At 64.4% G+C, this 19,425-nt stretch carries 19 protein-coding genes; 10 read left to right on the plus strand and 9 right to left on the minus strand.

Features of this window, described 5'->3' with window-relative positions:
* Window positions 1-2 precede the first annotated feature (2 nt).
* The 4 genes from JQ580_RS06205 to JQ580_RS06220 all read left to right on the plus strand — a co-directional run bounded on the left by JQ580_RS06205 (window position 3) and on the right by JQ580_RS06220 (window position 4,939).
* On the plus strand, window positions 3-665 hold the full coding sequence (locus JQ580_RS06205) for a BA14K family protein (protein ID WP_212278784.1): 663 nt from the start codon (window positions 3-5) through the stop codon (window positions 663-665).
* 293 nt (window positions 666-958) lie between these two features.
* Entirely contained in the window at window positions 959-1,843 is an 885-nt protein-coding gene (locus JQ580_RS06210; protein WP_212278785.1) for an outer membrane protein, read from the plus strand.
* Window positions 1,844-2,240: 397 nt separating this feature from the next.
* Window positions 2,241-2,663 (plus strand): response regulator, encoded by a 423-nt coding sequence (locus JQ580_RS06215; protein ID WP_212278786.1) that lies wholly within the window; start codon window positions 2,241-2,243, stop codon window positions 2,661-2,663.
* Window positions 2,660-4,939 (plus strand): CHASE3 domain-containing protein, encoded by a 2,280-nt coding sequence (locus tag JQ580_RS06220; RefSeq protein WP_212278787.1) that lies wholly within the window; start codon window positions 2,660-2,662, stop codon window positions 4,937-4,939. The genes JQ580_RS06215 and JQ580_RS06220 overlap by 4 nt, the downstream gene beginning before the upstream one ends.
* On the opposite strand, the gene JQ580_RS06225 is transcribed toward JQ580_RS06220, so the two are convergent.
* Entirely contained in the window at window positions 4,905-5,801 is an 897-nt protein-coding gene (locus tag JQ580_RS06225) for a DMT family transporter (protein WP_212278788.1), read from the minus strand. The two genes, JQ580_RS06220 and JQ580_RS06225, sit on opposite strands and share 35 nt — an antisense overlap.
* 762 nt (window positions 5,802-6,563) lie before the next feature.
* Here JQ580_RS06225 and JQ580_RS06230 point away from each other — a divergent pair.
* On the plus strand, window positions 6,564-10,328 hold the full coding sequence (locus JQ580_RS06230) for a vitamin B12-dependent ribonucleotide reductase (RefSeq protein ID WP_212278789.1): 3,765 nt from the start codon (window positions 6,564-6,566) through the stop codon (window positions 10,326-10,328).
* A gap of 154 nt (window positions 10,329-10,482) precedes the next feature.
* The gene (locus JQ580_RS06235; protein WP_212278790.1) at window positions 10,483-11,079 is read left to right on the plus strand and encodes a hypothetical protein; all 597 of its coding nucleotides are present in this window, start codon (window positions 10,483-10,485) and stop codon (window positions 11,077-11,079) included.
* A gap of 487 nt (window positions 11,080-11,566) precedes the next feature.
* On the opposite strand, the gene JQ580_RS06240 is transcribed toward JQ580_RS06235, so the two are convergent.
* Window positions 11,567-11,863: an HdeA/HdeB family chaperone gene (locus JQ580_RS06240; protein ID WP_249133941.1), complete on the minus strand. Its 297-nt coding sequence runs from the start codon at window positions 11,861-11,863 to the stop codon at window positions 11,567-11,569.
* Window positions 11,864-12,202: 339 nt separating this feature from the next.
* Between JQ580_RS06240 and JQ580_RS06245 the strand changes: the two genes are divergently transcribed.
* A complete protein-coding gene (locus tag JQ580_RS06245) occupies window positions 12,203-12,703 on the plus strand; it encodes a ParB N-terminal domain-containing protein (RefSeq protein WP_212278792.1) in 501 nt (166 codons plus the stop codon).
* 182 nt (window positions 12,704-12,885) lie between these two features.
* On the opposite strand, the gene JQ580_RS06250 is transcribed toward JQ580_RS06245, so the two are convergent.
* The 3 genes from JQ580_RS06250 to JQ580_RS06260 form a co-directional block, all read right to left on the minus strand.
* A complete protein-coding gene (locus tag JQ580_RS06250) occupies window positions 12,886-13,584 on the minus strand; it encodes a hypothetical protein (protein ID WP_212278793.1) in 699 nt (232 codons plus the stop codon).
* Window positions 13,508-13,840, minus strand: coding sequence for a hypothetical protein (locus JQ580_RS06255; protein WP_212278794.1), 333 nt, complete (start codon window positions 13,838-13,840; stop codon window positions 13,508-13,510). Before JQ580_RS06255 ends, JQ580_RS06250 begins: the two co-directional genes overlap by 77 nt.
* Window positions 13,841-14,067: 227 nt before the next feature.
* Complete coding sequence (locus tag JQ580_RS06260; RefSeq protein WP_106950919.1) at window positions 14,068-14,334, minus strand: DUF2312 domain-containing protein; 267 nt, start codon at window positions 14,332-14,334, stop codon at window positions 14,068-14,070.
* Between the two features lie 563 nt (window positions 14,335-14,897).
* Here JQ580_RS06260 and JQ580_RS06265 point away from each other — a divergent pair.
* The 3 genes from JQ580_RS06265 (at window position 14,898) to JQ580_RS06275 (ending at window position 17,232) form a co-directional block, all read left to right on the plus strand.
* Complete coding sequence (locus JQ580_RS06265) at window positions 14,898-16,472, plus strand: GMC family oxidoreductase (RefSeq protein ID WP_212278795.1); 1,575 nt, start codon at window positions 14,898-14,900, stop codon at window positions 16,470-16,472.
* Window positions 16,473-16,553: 81 nt separating this feature from the next.
* Complete coding sequence (locus JQ580_RS06270) at window positions 16,554-16,736, plus strand: hypothetical protein (protein WP_212278796.1); 183 nt, start codon at window positions 16,554-16,556, stop codon at window positions 16,734-16,736.
* A 7-nt stretch (window positions 16,737-16,743) separates the two neighbouring features.
* On the plus strand, window positions 16,744-17,232 hold the full coding sequence (locus tag JQ580_RS06275) for a nucleoside deaminase (protein WP_212278797.1): 489 nt from the start codon (window positions 16,744-16,746) through the stop codon (window positions 17,230-17,232).
* A 113-nt stretch (window positions 17,233-17,345) separates the two neighbouring features.
* On the opposite strand, the gene JQ580_RS06280 is transcribed toward JQ580_RS06275, so the two are convergent.
* The 4 genes from JQ580_RS06280 to JQ580_RS06295 form a co-directional block, all read right to left on the minus strand.
* Window positions 17,346-17,627 (minus strand): hypothetical protein, encoded by a 282-nt coding sequence (locus JQ580_RS06280; RefSeq protein WP_212278798.1) that lies wholly within the window; start codon window positions 17,625-17,627, stop codon window positions 17,346-17,348.
* Between the two features lie 255 nt (window positions 17,628-17,882).
* The gene (locus JQ580_RS06285) at window positions 17,883-18,209 is read right to left on the minus strand and encodes a non-ribosomal peptide synthetase family protein (protein WP_212278799.1); all 327 of its coding nucleotides are present in this window, start codon (window positions 18,207-18,209) and stop codon (window positions 17,883-17,885) included.
* Between the two features lie 91 nt (window positions 18,210-18,300).
* Window positions 18,301-18,972, minus strand: coding sequence for a cell envelope biogenesis protein TolA (locus JQ580_RS06290; protein ID WP_212278800.1), 672 nt, complete (start codon window positions 18,970-18,972; stop codon window positions 18,301-18,303).
* 16 nt (window positions 18,973-18,988) lie between these two features.
* Entirely contained in the window at window positions 18,989-19,393 is a 405-nt protein-coding gene (locus JQ580_RS06295) for a VOC family protein (protein WP_212278801.1), read from the minus strand.
* Between the last annotated feature and the right edge of the window lie 32 nt (window positions 19,394-19,425).

Below are 19,425 nucleotides of genomic sequence, written 5' to 3' on the forward strand. Positions count from 1 at the left end.
TCATGAAAAGTCTGAAAGTTTTAAGTGCCGCTGCGGCGGTGGCATTGGTTCTCCCGATGGCGACGCCGAGCTTCGCGCAGGGCCTCGGTGGTCGTGGTGGCGGCGGCGGTGCACATATCGGAGGTGGCGGCGGTGGCGCTCACTTCGGTGGCGGTGGCGGCGGCGCACGAATGGGCGGCGGCGGCTTCGGTGGCGGAGCGCGGATGGGCGGCGGTGGCGCTGCGTTCCACGGCGGTGGCGGCAATTTCGCGGCCGGTGCAGCGGTTCGCCCGAGCGGCGGCACGTCATTCACTGGCGGCGCAGCGCGTAACTTTGCGGCCGCGAGCGGCGGCAATTGGCAGGGTGGCGGTGGTAACTGGAGCGGCCGCGGCGGCAATTGGCACGGCGGCGGGCACCATCATCGCCACGGCGGCGGCGGCTTCTGGCCCGGCTTCGCGACAGGTGCCGCGATCGGCGGAATTGGCTCCTACGCTTACTATGGCGGCGGCGGCTATTACGGTGATCCCGACTACTATGGCGATAGCTACTATGACGAGCCGTCTGTAGCGGTCGTTCCCGATGGCGGCGGCGATTCCGTGGCCTACTGTTCGCAGCGCTACAAGTCATATGACCCGGCTTCGGGCACCTATCTCGGCTATGACGGGCAGCGTCACCCCTGTCCGTAAGATGGACTGAACGATCCAACGAACCAATGGGCGGCGCCGGTGAAGACCGGCGCCGCCCATGTCCGTTTTGCAAGCCGCTCAGGTTTCTCCATTCTCGCTCCGCGACGGAGCAAGCGACTATGCCTGCCGCCGTCGCTCTAGACTTGTACTTCGGATGACCTGCCCAGGGATCCCTGAAACGATAGTTGAAAATTTCCGGTTGTGTTCCGAGAGGTACAGCATCCGCTTCGTCGGGCTTTTAAGCTAGCCGAATTCTGGCACGAAGAATGGCCAAACGCATTAGGGGGAAGGGCATGACTACACGCACGATCGTGGTGATGGCAGCAAGCGCCCTTTTAACAGGGGTTGCAACGGCCGATGCCGCCGACATGGCGGTCAAGACCCCCCTGGCAATTCCAGCACCGGTTTTCAGCTGGACCGGCTTCTACGTCGGCGGAAATATCGGTGGGGCCTGGAGCCGCAATTCGTCGGACGCCTACAACGGTGTTGTCTTTCCAGGCTTCATCGTCCTTCCGCCAAACGCCGCGATCATAACCATCTTCCCTGGACAACTGGACACGCTGGCAGGACCCGGCACCAGTAGCGCCGCGATCGGCGGCCTTCAAGCCGGATACAATTGGCAGGTCCAGCGCGTCGTGCTGGGAATCGAAGCCGATGCCGTCGGTACCGGCTTTGATGGCGCCATCGAAACAAGGTCGCGGACATTCGGGGCTCCGGTGATCATCGGCGCGCCTGTCACCCAGACCGTGACCGTCGATTATGGTCACATCCAGTGGATGGCTTCCTTCCGCGGCCGGCTCGGATTTACCGCTGAGCGCGTTCTGTTCTATGCAACCGGTGGTGCCGCTGTTGCCGATGTCAGCGGCAGCAAGGCGACCGTCGTGAATGGTCCGGGTATCGCGCTCCCCGCGGGCTCATTCACGTCGGCCGGGAGCGGCTCGGAAACTCGTTGGGGCTGGACTCTGGGCGGCGGTGTCGAATGGGCGTTCGCCAGTCAGTGGAGCCTCGCCGCCGAATATCGTCATTCGGATTTCGGCCGCCGCAGCGTCAACATCGTGATTCCCGATGGCTTCGGCGGCACGGCGGGAGCCGGAATCTCGACCGGCAGATTGACCGCTGACCAGGTGACCGCACGCGTCAACTACCGCTTCGGCGGTCCGGTCGTCGCGCGCTATTGATCTTGGCTTGGCGGGCCTGAGCCTTTGCCGCAATGGCGGCAAGGGGCATCCCTTCTATCACTTGCAGCAGCATCCTTGTCTGCCGCGTGATTGGGGCGTGCGGCCGTGTCGGAACACATTGGCAAGCGCTGCGCTGACGTCATGCAGGCGCCTCGGCGCGTGTTTGGCCGGTTGCATTGGTCCAGATGGTCCCTGGACTTTGCATCAACCATTTATCGAATCCACCCCGGTTGCCGCGCAAACCGTGACGGATGGCCCAAACATCTCATGGAACCCCGCGCAAAGGCCATATGCACCGCACGGTGCATATCCATCGCGATCCAATCCAAAATTGACCCGACACACGATTCGCGGATATCACCCATCACAGTGGGGACTTCGATGACTGGGAAGTGTCATGCCGCGTATTCTCGTGGTTGATGACGATCCGATGGTCGGCGCGACCATCGAGGTCCTCCTCCAACGTCAGGGCTTCGACGTCACGCTGGCTGACGGAGGCGAAACAGGACTGGCTGCGCTGGAAGCGCAGACCTTTGAGGTGATGCTCGTTGACATCTTCATGCCGCATATGCGCGGCTTCGAGTCCATCCGCATCTTCCACGAGCGCGCGCCGGCTACTCCGTTGATCGCGATGTCCGGTTACGCCTTCGCTTCATCCGCCTCGCCCTCTCCCGATTTCCTCCGCATGGCGCTGGAGCTTGGAGCCACGCGCTGCCTGCGCAAGCCGTTCACGCCGGAAGCGCTGCTGACCACGATCCGGGAATGCCTCGCCAGCCCGGGCGAGAGCGCACAGCCGAAGGACAAGAAAGAAGCCCCTTGATCCCAACGCAGCGCGTCATTCTCGGTGTCGGACTTGCCATCCTCCTGATCATCACAGCGGCCTCGATCGCCCTTGACGTCAAGTCGCGGTCCGACGCGGCCTGGGTCCATCAGACCGTCCGGGTACAGAAGAATATCTCCGATCTGCGCGTACTGCTGCGCCGCGCCGAGAGCGCCGCGCGCGGCTATGAACTCTACCGTAGCCCTGCCTTCAACGCCGAATTCCAGGCCGCGCAAGCGCAGATCGCGCCGGCCCTCGCCGAGCTCAAGCGCGACGTGCGTGACAATCCGGATCAGGTCAAGCTGCTGGAGGGCACCGAGCCGCTCGCACTGCGCCGAATCGAGATCGCGGCCGAGGCAATGCGCCTTCGCGCGGCGGGCGACGAGGCCGGCATAGCCGCGCTCAGCAGCAAGGCCGAGGGCCGCGGCCTGATGGACGCCGTGATGGGCAACCTCGACCACCTGAGCGCGGAGGAGGAACGCGTGCTTGCCGCGCGCTCCCAGGATTCGCGCCGGACCGGCATCGTGCTGCTCGGCATCGACGTCGCCGGCGCCCTGCTGATCCTGCTGCTGGTCGCGCTGGTGATGCGCGAGAGCCGGCGCGCGACGGTCCAGCTCGAGAGCACGCTGAGCGAGACCACGGCCGCCAAGCACGCGCTCGAAGCGGCGGTGGCCGAGCGCACCGAACACCTCGTCAACGCGCATGACGAGCTGCGCCTGTCGGTCAACGTGCTCCAGAGCACGTTTCACAGCATGGCGGAGGCGGTGCTGGTCATCGACTCCGAGGGCAACGTCCTGCTGTCCAACCCGGCCGCGGAGCGCATGCTGCTGCATCACACCGGCATGAACCTGCGCAATCTGCGCGCGCTGTCGGATGTGTTTCACGGCGACGGCGTCACGCCGCTCAAGGCCGACGAGCTGCCCTCGGTGCGCGTGCTGCGCGGCGAGAAGTTCGAGGACATGGAGATGATCGTCCGCCCGCACAGCGGCAATCCTCCGCGTCATCTCATGGTCAGCGGCCGGCCGATGCTGGACGGGCACGGCGACATTTCCGGCGCGGTGCTGGTCTATCACGACGCGACCATGTCGCGCGAGACCGAGCGGCAGCTCTACCAGTCGCAGAAGCTGGATGCGATCGGCAAGCTGACCGGCGGCGTCGCGCACGACTTCAATAACATGCTGACCGTGATCTCCGGCAACACCGAGACGCTGGTGGCGAGCCTGAAAGGGCAGCCCGAGCTCCAGCGCGTGGCGAGGCTGATCGACGAGGCCGCCGAGCGCTGCGCCGAGCTGATCCAGCATCTGCTGGCGTTTGCGCGCAGGCAGCCGCTGCAGCCGCGCAACGTCGAGATCAACGCCGCGATCGCCGACATCGCAAAACTGCTGCGCCCCACCCTCGGCGAGCAGATCGAGATCGAGACCGTGCTCGAACAGGGGCCGATGACCGCGCATATCGATCCGTCCCGGCTCACCAATGCCGTGCTCAACATGGCGATCAACGCGCGCGATGCCATGCCGAACGGCGGCAAGCTGCTGCTGGAGACCCACCGCGTCGTGCTGGACGAGGCCTATGCGCAGGCCCATGCAGACGTGGTCGCCGGCCCCTACGTCATGCTCGCCGTGAGCGACACCGGTACCGGCATGTCGCCCGACACCCAGCAGAAGGCGTTCGAGCCATTCTTCACCACCAAGGAGGTCGGCAAGGGGTCAGGCCTCGGCCTCTCCATGGTCTACGGCTTCGTCAAGCAGTCCGGCGGCCACATCAAGATCTACAGCGAGGAAGGCCACGGCACCACGATCAAGCTCTATCTGCCGCCGGGCGATGGCATGGCCGACGTGGCCGCAACCACCGCGCCGCAGGTCGAAGGCGGTGCTGAGACCATCTTCGTCGTCGAGGACGACAGCCTCGTGCGCACCTTCGTCACTGCGCAGCTGCAGAGCCTCGGCTACAAGACGATTGCCGCCCCCGACGGCAAGACCGCACTTGAATTGATTGCTGCCGGACAGCCGTTCGATCTCCTCTTCACCGACGTCGTCATCCCCGGCGGCATGAGCGGGCGCGACTTGGCCGACGAGGTGGCCAGGCTGCGGCCGGGCGTGAAGGTGCTGTACACCTCCGGCTATACCGACAACGCCATCGTGCACCACGGCAAGTTGGATGACGGCGTGCTGCTGCTGACGAAGCCCTATCGCCGCAACCAGCTCGCCGAGATGATCCGCAAGGCGCTGGGCGGCGGGGCGGCTAGCGCGTCGCCAGCACCACCGCCGCCAGCGTGAAGACCAGCGCCGCGATCTGGCCAGGCCCGAGCGGCTCGCCGAGCGCGATCGCCGAGGCGACGACGCCGATCACCGGTACCGCCATCGTGCCGATCGCGGCGACCGAGGCCGGCAGGCGGGCGAGCGCTGCGAACCAGCTGACATAGGCGATGCAGAACTGCACCACGGTCGAATAGACCAGCAGCCACCAGCCGAGCGGCGTCACGTTGGAGAGGTGCGTGCTCTCGACCATGAGGCCGATGATCGAGATCGGCAGGCAGCCGATCCCGATCTGCCAGGCCGCAGCCGTGATCGGCGGCAGACGGATCGGGTACTTCTTCGAGAACACCGTGCCGACGGCAAAGCCGAGCGCGCCGGCGAGCGCCATGACGATGCCCGGCAGCTTCTCGACGCTGGCGGCGATGCCGTTGCCGCCCATGATCGAGGCAAGCCCGACGAAGGCCATCACCAGCCCCAGCGTGCGCAGCAGTGTCGGCCGCTCGCCCAGCACCGGCCAGGCGATGATCGAGGCCCAGACCGGCATCGTATAGGCGATCAGCGCCGCCTCGCTCGCGGGCAGCCAGAGCAGCGCCAGCCCCATCAGGACCATCCAGCCGGTGACGTTGAGTAATGCGGCGGTCAGCAGCCGCGGCCAGATCTCGCGCGGCACCGTCAGGCTGTCGCCGCGGACCAGGGCCAGCGCCGCCAGCAGCACGGCCCCGAGCACGCCGGTCACCCCGCGCAACGTCAGCGGCGGCAGCTCGGAGAGCAGGAATTTGGTCACCGGCCAATTGAAGCCCCAGCCGATCGAGGTGATCGCGAGGAACATCAGGCCGGCCGGGGCGATGCGCGGCCGCGCATCCCGGCTGGTCGAATCAAGCATGTGGGTGGTCCGGCAAAATCTGAGCGTCAGCTTGGCCCGGATTCGCCGCGCTCACCACCACCTCGGCGGGCATGCCTGCCCTCACCTTCCGTAGGGCTACGTGAGTCCCGCTGGCGCAATCCCTTCGCCCAAAAATATACCTGCCCTGTGAACAGCGGGATGAATGCTCCGGGCACCTCGAACTACAAATTTTTTCGGTTGGGAATCTCTGAGGACTCACTGATACTTGCCCCCACAACAGGCGCGGGCTTGCCCCCTGTTATCCCCTACAATCCACCATATTTAGTATTTGATTCAGGAACTCGCACTAGTTCTTGACGGGCGCAATGGAGAGTCCTAGTTTTCGATCCGTTCGGCGCGAGTGAGTTTGCGTCCCGCCGGCACTCCCCCAAAGGGTCTCGCAAATCTCAGCTCCGCCAGCCAGCCGAAGGCTGCGGAATGAGGGCTTGTCTGCCCGCGATGAGCGGACTTTTCGGGCGTCAGACCGGGCCGGCAACAGGCTCGGATGGCATCGAAAGAAGTTGTGGTGTGGGGCGTTGAACGCGTGTCGCGCGCATCCCGTTGGGGCGGATGGGCGTGGACAGGCCGGCCGATGATCGATGCAGGCATCGAGAAGTCGCGTCGGGAGAACAAGGGCCGGGTCCACCGGCTGAACTGCGATGCACGAGGGCCGAACGGCCGGAAGGCGCCGCGAAACGAAATGTCGACCCGGCACGCCTGAACGGAGGCGGGACCGGTCAAAGAATAGGACGGGGCAATACGATGCGGATTGAGCGGCGCCACACCACTGCGGGACAGTCACCTTACGCGGGAATCGATTTCCGCCAGACCACGTCGGAGATCCGGAATCCCGACGGCTCGGTCGTGTTCAAGCTCGACGGCGTCGAGGTCCCGACCGCCTGGTCGCAGGTCGCCTCCGACGTGCTGGCCCAGAAGTACTTCCGCAAGGCCGGCGTCGCCGCGCGCCTGAAGAAGGTCGAGGAGGAATCCGTCCCCTCCTTCCTGTGGCGCTCCGTGCCCGATACCGAGGCCCTCAGCCTCCTGCCCGAGAAGGAGCGCTATGTCAGCGAGCTCAGCGCCAAGCAGGTGTTCGACCGCCTCGCCGGCTGCTGGACCTATTGGGGCTGGAAGGGCAAGTATTTCTCGACCGACGATGACGCCCAGGCGTTCTACGACGAGCTCCGCTACATGCTCGCGATGCAGATGGTCGCGCCGAACTCGCCGCAATGGTTCAACACCGGCCTGCATTGGGCCTATGGCATCGACGGTCCCGGCCAGGGCCATTATTACGTCGACCCCTTCAGCGGCAAGCTGACCAAGTCCAAGTCGGCCTACGAGCATCCGCAGCCGCACGCCTGCTTCATCCAGGGCGTCGGTGACGACCTCGTCAACGAGGGCGGCATCATGGACCTCTGGGTCCGCGAAGCGCGCCTGTTCAAGTACGGCTCGGGCACCGGCTCCAACTTCTCGCGCCTGCGCGGCGAAGGCGAAAAGCTCTCCGGCGGCGGCCGCTCCTCCGGACTGATGAGCTTCCTCAAGATCGGCGACCGCGCCGCGGGCGCGATCAAGTCGGGCGGCACCACCCGCCGCGCCGCCAAGATGGTCGTGGTCGACGTCGATCACCCCGACATCGAGACCTATATCGACTGGAAGGTGAAGGAGGAGCAGAAGGTCGCCGCTCTCGTCACCGGATCCAAGATCAACCAGAAGCACCTCAAGGCGGTGCTGAAGGCCTGCGTCAACTGCGAAGGCTCGGGCGACGATTGCTTCGACCCCGAGAAGAACCCGGCGCTCCGCCGCGAGATCAAGCTCGCCCGCCGCAGCCTCGTGCCCGACAACTACATCAAGCGCGTCATCCAGTTCGCCAAGCAGGGCTACAAGGACATCCAGTTCGACGTCTACGACACCGACTGGGATTCGGAAGCCTATCTCACCGTCTCCGGCCAGAACTCCAACAATTCGGTCTCGCTGAAGGACGATTTCCTCCGCGCCGTCGAGACCGACGGCGACTGGAATCTCGTCGGACGCACCACCAGGAAGATCACCAAGACGCTGAAGGCGCGCGACCTCTGGGAGAAGATCGGCCACGCCGCCTGGGCGTCGGCCGACCCGGGCCTGCACTTCAACACCACGATGAACGACTGGCACACCTGCAAGGCGTCTGGCGACATCCGCGCGTCCAATCCGTGCTCGGAATACATGTTCCTGGACGACACGGCGTGCAACCTGGCGTCCGCGAACCTGCTGACGTTCTACAACATCGAGGCCAAGCGCTTCGACGTCGATAGCTACGAGCATCTCTGCCGCTTGTGGACCATCGTGCTCGAAATCTCCGTGATGATGGCGCAGTTCCCGTCGAAGGCGATCGCCGAGCTCTCCTACGAGTTCCGCACCCTCGGCCTCGGCTATGCCAACATCGGCGGCCTCTTGATGACCATGGGCCTGCCCTATGACAGCAAGGAAGGCCGCGCCATCGCCGGCGCGCTGACCGCGATCATGACCGGCATCAGCTACAAGACCTCGGCGGAGATGGCAGCCGAACTCGGCACCTTCCCCGGCTACAAGAAGAACGCCGCGCACATGCTGCGCGTCATCCGCAACCACCGCCGCGCCGCGCACGGCCAGTCCAACGGGTACGAGGCGCTCAGCGTCAACCCGGTGCCGATGGACCTGGTCTCCTGCCCGCAGACCGACCTCGTCACCCACGCCCAGGCCGCCTGGGATGCGGCGCTCGAGCTCGGCGAGAAGCACGGCTATCGCAACGCCCAGACCACGGTGATCGCGCCCACGGGCACGATCGGCCTCGTCATGGATTGCGACACCACCGGCATCGAGCCCGACTTCGCCTTGGTGAAGTTCAAGAAGCTCGCCGGCGGCGGCTACTTCAAGATCATCAACCGCGCGGTCCCCGCGGCGCTGCGCGCGCTCGGCTATCGCGAGAGCGAGATCGCGGAGATCGAAGCCTACGCCGTCGGCCACGGCTCGCTGTCCAACGCGCCGGGCATCAACGCCTCGACCTTGAAGTCGAAAGGCTTCACCGACGACGCCATCGCCAAGGTCGAAAAGGCCCTGCCGACCGCCTTCGACATCAAGTTCGCCTTCAACAAATGGACCTTCGGCGAAGACTTCATCCGCGACCAGCTCGGCATCGGTGCCGAGGCGATCGCGGCCCCCGGCTTCGACCTGCTCCAGGCCGTCGGCTTCACCAAGCGCGAGATCGAGGCGGCCAACGTCCACATCTGCGGCGCGATGACGGTGGAAGGTGCCCCGCACCTCAAGGCCGAGCACTACGCCGTGTTCGACTGCGCCAACCCCTGCGGCAAGATTGGCAAGCGCTATCTGTCGGTCGAAAGCCACATCCGTATGATGTCGGCGGCGCAGCCCTTCATCTCGGGTGCGATCTCCAAGACCATCAACATGCCGAACGACGCCACGGTGGAGGACTGCAAGTCCGCCTACATGCTGTCGTGGAAGCTGGCGCTGAAGGCCAACGCGCTCTATCGCGACGGCTCCAAGCTGTCCCAGCCGCTCAACTCGCAGCTCATCAGCGACGATGAGGACGAGGACGATGCGGTCGAGGCCTTCCACGACAAGCCGATGGCGGCGCGCACCGCCCAGGTCTCGGAGAAGATCGTCGAGAAGCTGGTCGAGCGCATCATCGTGATGCGCGAGCGCGAGAAGATGCCGGATCGCCGCAAGGGCTACACCCAGAAGGCGGTCGTCGGCGGCCACAAGGTCTATCTCCGCACCGGCGAGTATGACGACGGCCGTCTCGGCGAGATCTTCATCGACATGCACAAGGAAGGCGCCGCACTGCGCTCCTTCATCAACAACTTCGCCATCGCGGTGTCGCTGGGCCTCCAGTACGGCGTGCCGCTCGACGAATATGTCGACGCCTTCACCTTCACCCGCTTCGAGCCGGCCGGCCCCGTGCAGGGCAACGACTCGATCAAGTACGCAACCTCGATCCTCGACTACGTCTTCCGCGAGCTCGCGGTGAGCTACATGTCGCGCTTCGACCTCGCCCATGTCGATCCGACCGAGTCGAACTTCGACGCGCTCGGCAAGGGCGTCGAGGAAGGCAAGGAGCCGGAGGAGACGCACCACGCCAATAAGCTGGTGTCGCGCGGCCTCACCCGCTCCCGCACCGACAACCTCGTGGTGATGCGCGGCGGCTCGGCCGCGATCGCCCAGGGCAATGACAGCGCGCCCTCGGGCGGCAGCAAGGTCACGGCGCTGGCCCACGGCACCTCGGCCCGCGTCGGCGACGCCATCGAAGGCGCCGTGGCCCTGAAGCAGGAAGTCCAGCACGACCTCTCCCCCACGGAGAAGCTGGAAGCCCTGCAGTGGAGCAAGGCCGGCAGCGCCGCAACGGTCGCGGCTCCCAGCAAGGCCGAGCGCCGCGCGGAAGCCAAGGCCAAGGGCTACGAAGGCGAGATGTGCTCGGAGTGCGGCAACTTCACGCTGGTGCGGAATGGGACTTGTATGAAGTGCGATACTTGCGGCAGCACGACGGGGTGTAGCTAACCCATTGGCCGCACCAACCACACCAACTGAATTGCCGAGGCCGCTCCTGTTTGAGCGGCCTCTTGCATTGTGCGACGAAAGCAAGGCTGAGCAGTTCGTCGCCGGAGGGATACTATGGCTCCCACCTATTGCCCGCGAAGACGCTCGGAGCGCATTGGTCCGCCTGAAGGCCTCTCGCGATGTTCCGACAGATGCAAAGATTCACTGCCGAACTCTGTTTAGCGGCGACGCGCGTCGTCGCTCACCATTCGCGCATTTTGAGCCGGCAGATGTTTACAGCTTCGTGGAAGAATGCGCGAAATTGATGCTTAACCTTGGCGGACTCTGGTTCTCGGCCTGGATTGATCAAACGCGCTACCCTCGACAGCTAAAATTCGTCGACGGACCGTTGTTTGACGTCAGCGAAAAACACTTAACAGGCCTAGCCTGCTTTGCAGCCATCGTGAATATGCAGCACCGCCAAGGGGCAACATACGAACTAGCATTCGACCCCGACCGCACCAAGATCGATTGGGGTCTTGCGCGTCTGCAAGCCACTAACTTCGCTCGCGTTCATTCAAATGCAATCGACTTAGCATCGGATCAGTCCCGCCTTTTGGATATGGCGGACATCTGTGCATATGCCAGCGCGCAAGCGCTTCTTGCTGGCAATAATAGACTCAACAAGAAGACGGCTCGCTTTGTAAGCCTTGTCAAAGATATGAACATTCGCACCTTGGAGTTTTGCTATCAGCCGAGAGACGTCGGATAGCGGCGTCCTTTAACGGTTAGGCCCTTCAACCACCCCAAGGTCCAAGTCTACCTTCAAATGCCGATCGCAAGCTTCAATATCCAGACCGAGCTCCCGCCGTTCGCGTTCAAGCACGATATTCAATGACCCAGCGTTGAATTTTGATCTCGTAGGCGCGAATCGTCCCACAAAGAGACGCCTTCACAAAACCTCCATGAGATGGAGATCGACTGGCACAAATCCGCGGGAACTGACTACGCAATCGTGAAGATCAGAATGTTCTCAAATCTAGGAGCGCCGACGTACCGGGTAATTGCAGGGAGGCGCTGATATTAGGCAACCAGGGAAGAGGATGCGATGCGGGAGCCCGTACGATGGGTAGAGCACTTGCCAAACCCATCACTCCACGATGGCGATTGATCGGTATCGCTTCACTCTACCCATCCTACGAGCTGATCCGCTCAGTCTGACACCTCATTAGAATTGACACGGCTGACCAACCCTCCCCCTACTTCGTGTTGGCCTCGACCGCGTCGAGCAGCGGCATTTCGCGATGCGACTCGCAGAAGCGCGAGAGCTTGTTGCCGTTCCTGTTCAGCGCTTGCGTGTCCACAACGGGATTGTTGCGACGGCCGGCGTAGAACCCGGCGAGCCAGACGTTCACGGTCTGCATGTGCGTAATGCGCTGGGTGATGTACTGGTCGCAGCTGATCTTGGAAACATCGACCAGCACCTGGGCTTTGGCCGGCACAGCCAGCAGCACGGCCGCGAAGGCACCAAGGACGCTCGCTCTTGTCTGAACCATGTTTTCCTTCCGATTGAATGTCTGCACAGTGGGGCGGTCGGGGGCGGCATGCTTGATCCAGATCAAGGCGCGGCCCGTCGCACACCCCGCGCTCCATCCCCGCAATTATAGCGGCAGAGCACTCAACTCTCGGGAACAAATCGTTGCAGCTTCGGCCGCAGCACGTTCCAGGAGGGGGCGCAGGGATACCCATACCCCAATCGACAGGGCTATGCGGTTTTGCAAGAGTTCAACCAATCCTTAGGGCCGAATTGCCTTTGCGGTCGAGCCCTTCCCTCCTAAACTCCAGACCACCACCGATATGGGTTCCGATGGCCCCGGTAGAAGCGGAGTCAGATTATGCCCAAGCCGGAAAGCTTCCCGATCGAGACAATCTTCGTTCCCACAAAATTAAAGAAGACCCTCAATCCGGCCACCGTTGCGGAGATCGCGGAAAGCATGCTGGACATCGGGCAACAGACCCCCATTTCCATCAGGATCGACGGAGATCGACTCGTTTTGGTCGAGGGACTGCACCGGCTGGAGGCCTGCAAGGCGCTCGGCGAGACGACCATTCTCGGCGTCCTGGTCCCGGCCGAACTGGCTCACCCCAAGTCGCTGCTCGCCGAACGGCCCGAAGTCGAGGCGGAGCGCACCAAGATGGCGCGATTGAAGCAGTTGCGTCTCGAAAAGGAAGCTGCGGAGGCCTCGAGAGGCAGCTCAACGCAAGCGCCGCGCGCAGGCTCGACAAAAGGCCTGCGCGACCATCCGAAGGCATCACCCGTCCGGATGGTGAAAGCGAAACCGAAATCATTGTCGGACTGGATCACGCAGCAGAAGGGCACCGGCAGCCGCTATTGATGGCGGGCTTCGGTTGAGGCGGTCATTCCGGGGCGCGCCCGCTTGGGCGCGAGCCCGGAATCCATCGGGCGACAGCACGCGTGGCGCAATGGATTCCGGGTTCGCGCTTCGCGCGCCCCGGAATGACGGTGAGGTCTCACCCACCTTGAATCATAGTTGCAGTGCGCTCAATTTGGACTCGTTCACGTCCTGCTGAGCTCGCCGGGAATCTGCTTCCTGATCTCGGCAAGCGCCTCCAAGGCAATTTCGCAAGATTTGTCGATAAACTCCTCGCCTCGCGGCGTTGCATTGATCACGTTCCTCATCTCGGCCTGATACTGCGCTTTCGCGAGATTCAAGCGGTTCAACGCGGAGGATACCACATGACCAGTGATGGCCGGACATCGTGCGATCTCGCCGAGCGCTGAACGATCACAGACATGGATCGCGGCAAGATCGAAGACGTCGCGCGGCGTGTATGTCGATGCGCGATAGACGAGTTTCTTGGTTGCGATTTCGGCCGGCCGCTCTGCCTTGATGGAACGAGCGCCAAACGTCAGTTCGTACGTCGGATTGTCGATGAACGAGGGTGCGTTCAGGAAATCGATCTCGCCGACATCGCGCAAGATGAGCTTCAGGTACTTGCCCGGCCATTGCCAGCTATCGCAAAGCGACTTCGTCACCGGGTTCGTGTTCGGCGCGAGGTTCTTCAGGACGGAACTGGAATCCAGGAAAATATCGACGTCGTAACTGATCCGATGATAGAGGATCTGCGCCAGCGCAGTGCCGCCACCGAACGTCCAGGCGCCGGCACCCCCTTCGAGACTATCGAGCGCGACCAGCGCCTTCTGCAGCAGCTCTTCCCACCTCGAAGGACGCCATCTCCCTGACCCATCTTTCATTGTCGGACTCCGTGACCTTCCAGGCGTCGATTGCCTTCGATAACTCGTCGAACGTCACGACATGGTCGACAACGAGATTGTGGATGACGGATACATCGACCTCGTCGAACAACGCCTGCACATGCACACGCCATTTTCGTTCGTAGATGTCGCCCTTCAGACAGGCCAGCAGAGTGTCCTCGTCGATGCTGTAAGGCATCGGCGTGTTGATCGTCGTCACGGCGGCAGTCAGGTTCTCGAACGCATCCTTCAACATCCTCGCAATATGGGGCTATTCGGAGAAAGCCTCAACCGGCGCCGGCGCGTCCTCAATCAAAGGCTCGGGGACGCCTCTGTAATCTGTTGAAAATGCTCACTTTTGCTTCTGATACGACCCGGCCTGTGCGCGCGACGCTAGATGCAGCCTCGTCCCGTCGCTCCCGCAGGACAGCCGCGATTGCCTGGACCGCGGCCGTCTCGCCCTCACCGATCAACCCGCGCGTCTCACGCCGCCTTCGCCTGCTCCGGCGTGGCCGTCTCCATCGCGCGCATGTAGAGGTCGAGAAGGCTTTCGCGTTCGTCGCGCTCGTTCTTGTCTTCCTTGCGCAGCTTGATGATCTCCTTGAGGATCTTGACGTCGAAACCTTCGCCCTTGGCTTCCGCGAAGACTTCCTTCTTCTGCTCGCTCAACTCCTGCATTTCCGTGTCGAGGTTCTCGATCCGCTCGACGAACGACCGGATCTTGCCGCCGGGAATGGTGATGTCGGACATGGTGCCTCTTTGCTGACTGAGGTCGCGAAAATGACCGCAAAGAGATGACCAATGTATTAACCTCGCCGCCGCGCGGGGCTATCGCATGTGAGAGCTTTCCCCTGCGGCCATCCTTCGAGACGCCCGCTTTAGGCGGGCTCCTCAGGATGAGGACTGAATGCGTGGCACCAGTCTCAACGGGCACTGACGCCCGTTAGCCTCATCCTGAGGAGGCGCGTAAGCGCCGTCTCGAAGGACGAGGCGTGCGCGCAGGCCGCCACAACAAATCATATGCAATAGCCCCCGCTGCGCAAACGCGCGTTCCACACCGTTGAGATCTGCGCCCGGCCTTGCGCGGCAATCTCGACGCGACGGCTGCGCTGCCCGGCCTGCTGCGCGTTTTATCATCGCCGCCCCGCCGCAACTTTGTGCGCGACATGGCTGGAAACGGTCTGGCGCAATGATCTATGTGTTGGCCACGCGGCCCGGTGATCGACACCGCGCGTCGTGATCTAGGACGCGACATCGCCGGGTCGCGTTCAAGGGGCGCGTGGGATGGCGCTCGCGGAATGGAGCAAGCGAAAATGCTTGAGCAGGATTACGACACGATCATCATCGGCGGCGGTTCCGCCGGCGCGACCCTCGCCGCGCGGCTCAGCGAAGACCCCTCGCATCGCGTGCTCTTGCTCGAGGCAGGGCAGGATCTCCGCACGGCGACCACGCCGGAGCATATCCGCATCCCGAACCCGATGCGGGCCATCGGCGATGACGACTTCCGCTGGCCGAAGCTGCTGGCGCGGCGCACCGAGCGGCAGGAGCCGCTGCTGCTCTGGCGCGGCCGTGCGATGGGCGGCAGCTCGACCATCAACGGCCAGATCGCGATCCGCGCCGTTCCCGATGATCTCGACCGCTGGGCGGCGGCAGGCTGCACCGGCTGGTCCTGGGACGAGATGCTGCCGTTCTTCTGCAAGCTGGAGACCGACAAGAATTTTCCTGATGCGCCCTATCACGGCGACCGCGGTCCGATCCCGGTCTATCGCGCGCCTGTTCCGGCTTGGGGCAATGTCGACCGGGCGCTGCGGTCCTCGGCGCTCGCGCTGGGCTATGGCTGGTGCGAGGACCACAACGCGCCCGATGGCACCGGCGTCTCGCCCTATGCGATCAACAGCGAGGCGGGCCTGCGCATCTCCACCAATGACGGCTATCTGGAGCCGGCCCGCGGCCGCGCCAACCTCACCATCGTCGGCAACGCGCTGGTCGACACCCTCGTGTTCGAGGGCAACCGGCTGCATGCCAGCGGCGTCCGGGTCCGCGTCGACGGCCAGTCCCACACGCCTCGCGCGGCGCGCGAGGTGATCCTCTGCGCCGGCGCGATCCATTCGCCCGCGATCCTGCAACGCTCCGGCATCGGCCCCGCCGCGCTGCTGGAGCGGCTCGGCATCCCCGTCCGCGCCGACCTGCCGGTCGGCGAGAACCTGCTGGACCATCCGATCGTCAACGCGCTGCTGCATCTGCGCGACGACCGCCAGGTCTCGACGCTGATGCACCGGCACACCAATTGCTGCCTGCGTTATTCCTCCGGCCTTGCCGGCGCCGGTGACAACGACATGATCATGATCGCAGGTAACCTCGCCCGCACGCCGCAGGCGCTGGCCGTGGTCTCGCTGGGACGCATCGCGGTCTCGGTCTATCAGGCGTTCAGCCAGGGCCACGTCCGCATCACCACCACTGACCCCGAGGTCGATCCCGCGGTCGAGGAACGCATGCTGTCCGACCCGCGCGATCTCGAGAGGATGCGCGACGGCGTCCGCCGCCTGCGCGAGATCTGCCTGCAGCCTGCGGTGACCGAGATCGCCTCCCGCGTCGACTACGGCAACAGCGGCCGCTCCATGGACGCGCCGTTCAGCGATGCCGAGCTCGACGACTGGCTGTTCGCCGAGTGCAGCGACGCCCAGCACGCCAGCGGCACCTGCCGCATGGGCGCAGCCTCCGATCCGCGCTCCGTCGTCGATCCCGACTGCCGGGTGATCGGCTGCACGGGCCTGCGGGTGATCGATGCCTCGATCATGCCTGAGGTGCCGCGCGCCAATACGCACCTGACCACGGTCGCCATCGCCGAGCGCATGGCGGAGCGGTTGAGGAACACGTCGATTTCGTAAGGCGAATGAGCGCCGCGTCATCCACCTCTTCTCTTCTTTGCGCGTTCAGGAACTTGAGCCGGTCATTCGATTTGTATGACCATGCGCAACCTTCCTGTCCTGATCATCGTCCTCGCCATCATCGTTCTCGGTGCCGCCAGTGTGCTGTCGCTCCCGACCAGGGAAGCCGATGCCGCCCGCCCCGTCACGACGGAGCAGGCCGCCGCCGATGCCGGCGCCACCGTGCTGCCGACCGACCCCAAGCTGAGCATCGAGCCGAAATAGGCGCCTGATGAGCGAGGATGCACGCTGGATGGGCGAGGCGCTGCGCGTGGCAAGCTCCGAGGGAACCGATCCCGCGCTGAGCCCGATCGGCTGCGTCATCGTACTGGATGGGCGCGTGCTCGCAGCCGAGCGCAATCACGTCGCCGAGCATCACGATGCCGTCGCCCACGCCGAGATCGAGGCGATCCGAGCCGCGGGCGCGGCGTTCGAGAACGGCGAGATCCGCGGCGCCACGCTCTACACCACGTTGCAGCCCTGCGGCATGTGCACCATGGCATCGATCTGGTCGAAGGTTTCGCGCATCGTCTACGGCGCCGGCCGCGACGACGTCCACAAAATGTATTTCGAGGCGCGGCACGTCGACACGCTCGACTTCGTCGCCAAGGCCTATCGCGATGATCTCACGATCGAAGGCGGTGTCCTGCGGGAGGAATGCGCCCGGCTCTATTACCGGCCCTGGGACAAGGTGCCGGAGAGCGAGCAAGGCAACATCTGAGGATTGTGCCTTGCCTGTAGCCCGGATGAGCGAAGCGACATCCGGGATTGCTGTCTACGCGAACGTCCGGATGTCGCTTCGCTCATCCGGGCACCGTCGTCAGCACGCGGCCGCTACCACCAATACGGCCAGCGCCAGCCCTCGTAGCGCACATAGGACGGCACCAGCGGCGGGCCGTAGGGATCGACCTTGTCGTCCTCCGGGCGATAGCGGTAGCGCGGAACGACGTTATAATCCCACGGCGTCGGCCGCAGCACGGGCGCCGTGATGATCAGGCGCTCTTGGGGTGCGCGAACCACGACGGCTTTCCGCGTCCGGGCTTCAGCACCCGATGTTGCGAGGCTGCCCAGCACCAGGGCGGTTCCGAGCGCACAGGCGGCGGTCATTCTTGTCATGCATTGGTCTCCTTCGCCGCGAGAGTGCAAAAGGACAAGGAGCAAGGCAAGCAAATTTCGCGCGAGCTATTCTGCGGCCATCCTTCGAGACGCCCGCTTGAGCGGGCTCCTCAGGATGAGGGCGGAGTGTGCTGCGCCAGTTGCAACAAGCGCCGGCGCTTCCCAGCCTCATCCTGAGGAGACCGCGAAGCGGTCGTCTCGAAGGACGAGGCGCGCGCTCAGACGCTTCAGCGCGCAGAACCTGCCCCCGCGGGATCACCCCTCGCGCTCGCCGTTCAACAGCGCGAGCGCACGCGGCACCTGGGCACGGTCCTCGACCAGCACGTATTCCTGCCGCTGCAGGCTGGCGCCGCTCGCGACCACGATCGACCGCTTCGGGCACAGGCCGAAGCATCCGGTCATGACCAGCTTGGCGGGCTTCAGGCCATCAGGCCTCCGCGCCTTCAATTCGGATTTCAGCGCGCGACCGACATCGCGGCCTTCGTCGCTGCGCTTGAGACATTTGCGGCAGACCAGCACCGGCGCCGCGCGCTTGGGGCGCACGAGCATCGGGTTTAGGGATTTCGAGAGTTTTTCGGGCATTGAGGACCTGTATGAGACATCAGCTCATATAGGCACGGAACCTCGATCCTGCGGCGCGCGCGAGACATGTTGGGCCCGCGTTTTCGCTGCCCTACTCCCGCGCCCGGCGCAGCGCCTCCTGCAGCTTCATCCGCTGCTTGTCCCAGCGCTCCTGTTCCGCTTCCGCACGGTCGTCCAGCGCGGCGCGCTCGGCCTCGATCGCCTCCGCCCGGGAGTCGTGCTCCCGTCGTGCCTTCCCCAGCGCCGCCTCGGCGACAGCGACCGCCTTGTCGCGGCGGGCGCGCTTCCTGGCACGGGCGGCCTCCTCCTTGGCGCGCGCGGCCTCGCGCCGCCGCTCCTCCTTTTCGAACGCGGCTGCGGCCTTGCGGGCTGCCTGTTCGTCGCTCTTGCCGGATGATGTCTTCGCGGCCTTGGCGGGACGCTTCGCCGATCGCGCCTTGCTCTTCGGCTGCGTCTTGGGTTGTTTCTTGCGCCTGCTTCGGGGCTCGGCGTCGTCATCGCCGAGATCGGTCGGCAGTGCGGCGCTTTCGCTGAACGCGCCGTCCGAGCCGACCGGGCGCCTGAGCACGACGCCCGGCTTCGCCATGGTCGCCGCGACCACGTCGGGGTCGTCGGTTTCCTTCGCCGCGCCCTGGTGGAACAGGTTGGAGCTGGCGCCCCAGGCCTCGAGCGCTGCCTTCATCGAGGGTGCGGCAATGGCCTGGTCGTAGAAGCCGAGCGAGGTCTGGTAGGTCTTCAGCTTTCGTTTCGGCTTGGCCGGCATGTCGTCCTGCAGGTGACTACGAACGTTCGATCAACGCATCATACCCTTTCTCGCTAAACGCCAGCAGACAAAACCCGTGCCCGAACGGATCGGCCAGCATCGCGATCCGCCCATAGGACGCATCGCGCGCCGGCGCCTCCAGGATCGCGCCGGCGCCAAGCGCACGCGCGACCGCGGCATCGACATCCTCGACGACGACGTCGATATGCATCGGCGTCCAGTGCCGCTCGTAGCGGCGGTGGTCGCCGCCGGCGCCTATCGTGCCGGCCTGCTTGGTCAGGAGATAGACCGGCGCGGGCCAGCCGAGCAGCTCGACGAAATCAGTGCCGAAGCGGCGGCCGACGCTGAGGCCGAAGGCGGCGGTGTAGAAGCGCGTGGCTTGCGCCACGTCGGGGACGTCGATGTTGAGCAGGAATGTCATGGCGGGCTCGTAGCGGATTGCGCGGCGAGCCT

Source organism: Bradyrhizobium sp. SZCCT0148 (genome assembly GCF_018129985.1).
Lineage (GTDB): Bacteria > Pseudomonadota > Alphaproteobacteria > Rhizobiales > Xanthobacteraceae > Bradyrhizobium > Bradyrhizobium japonicum_H.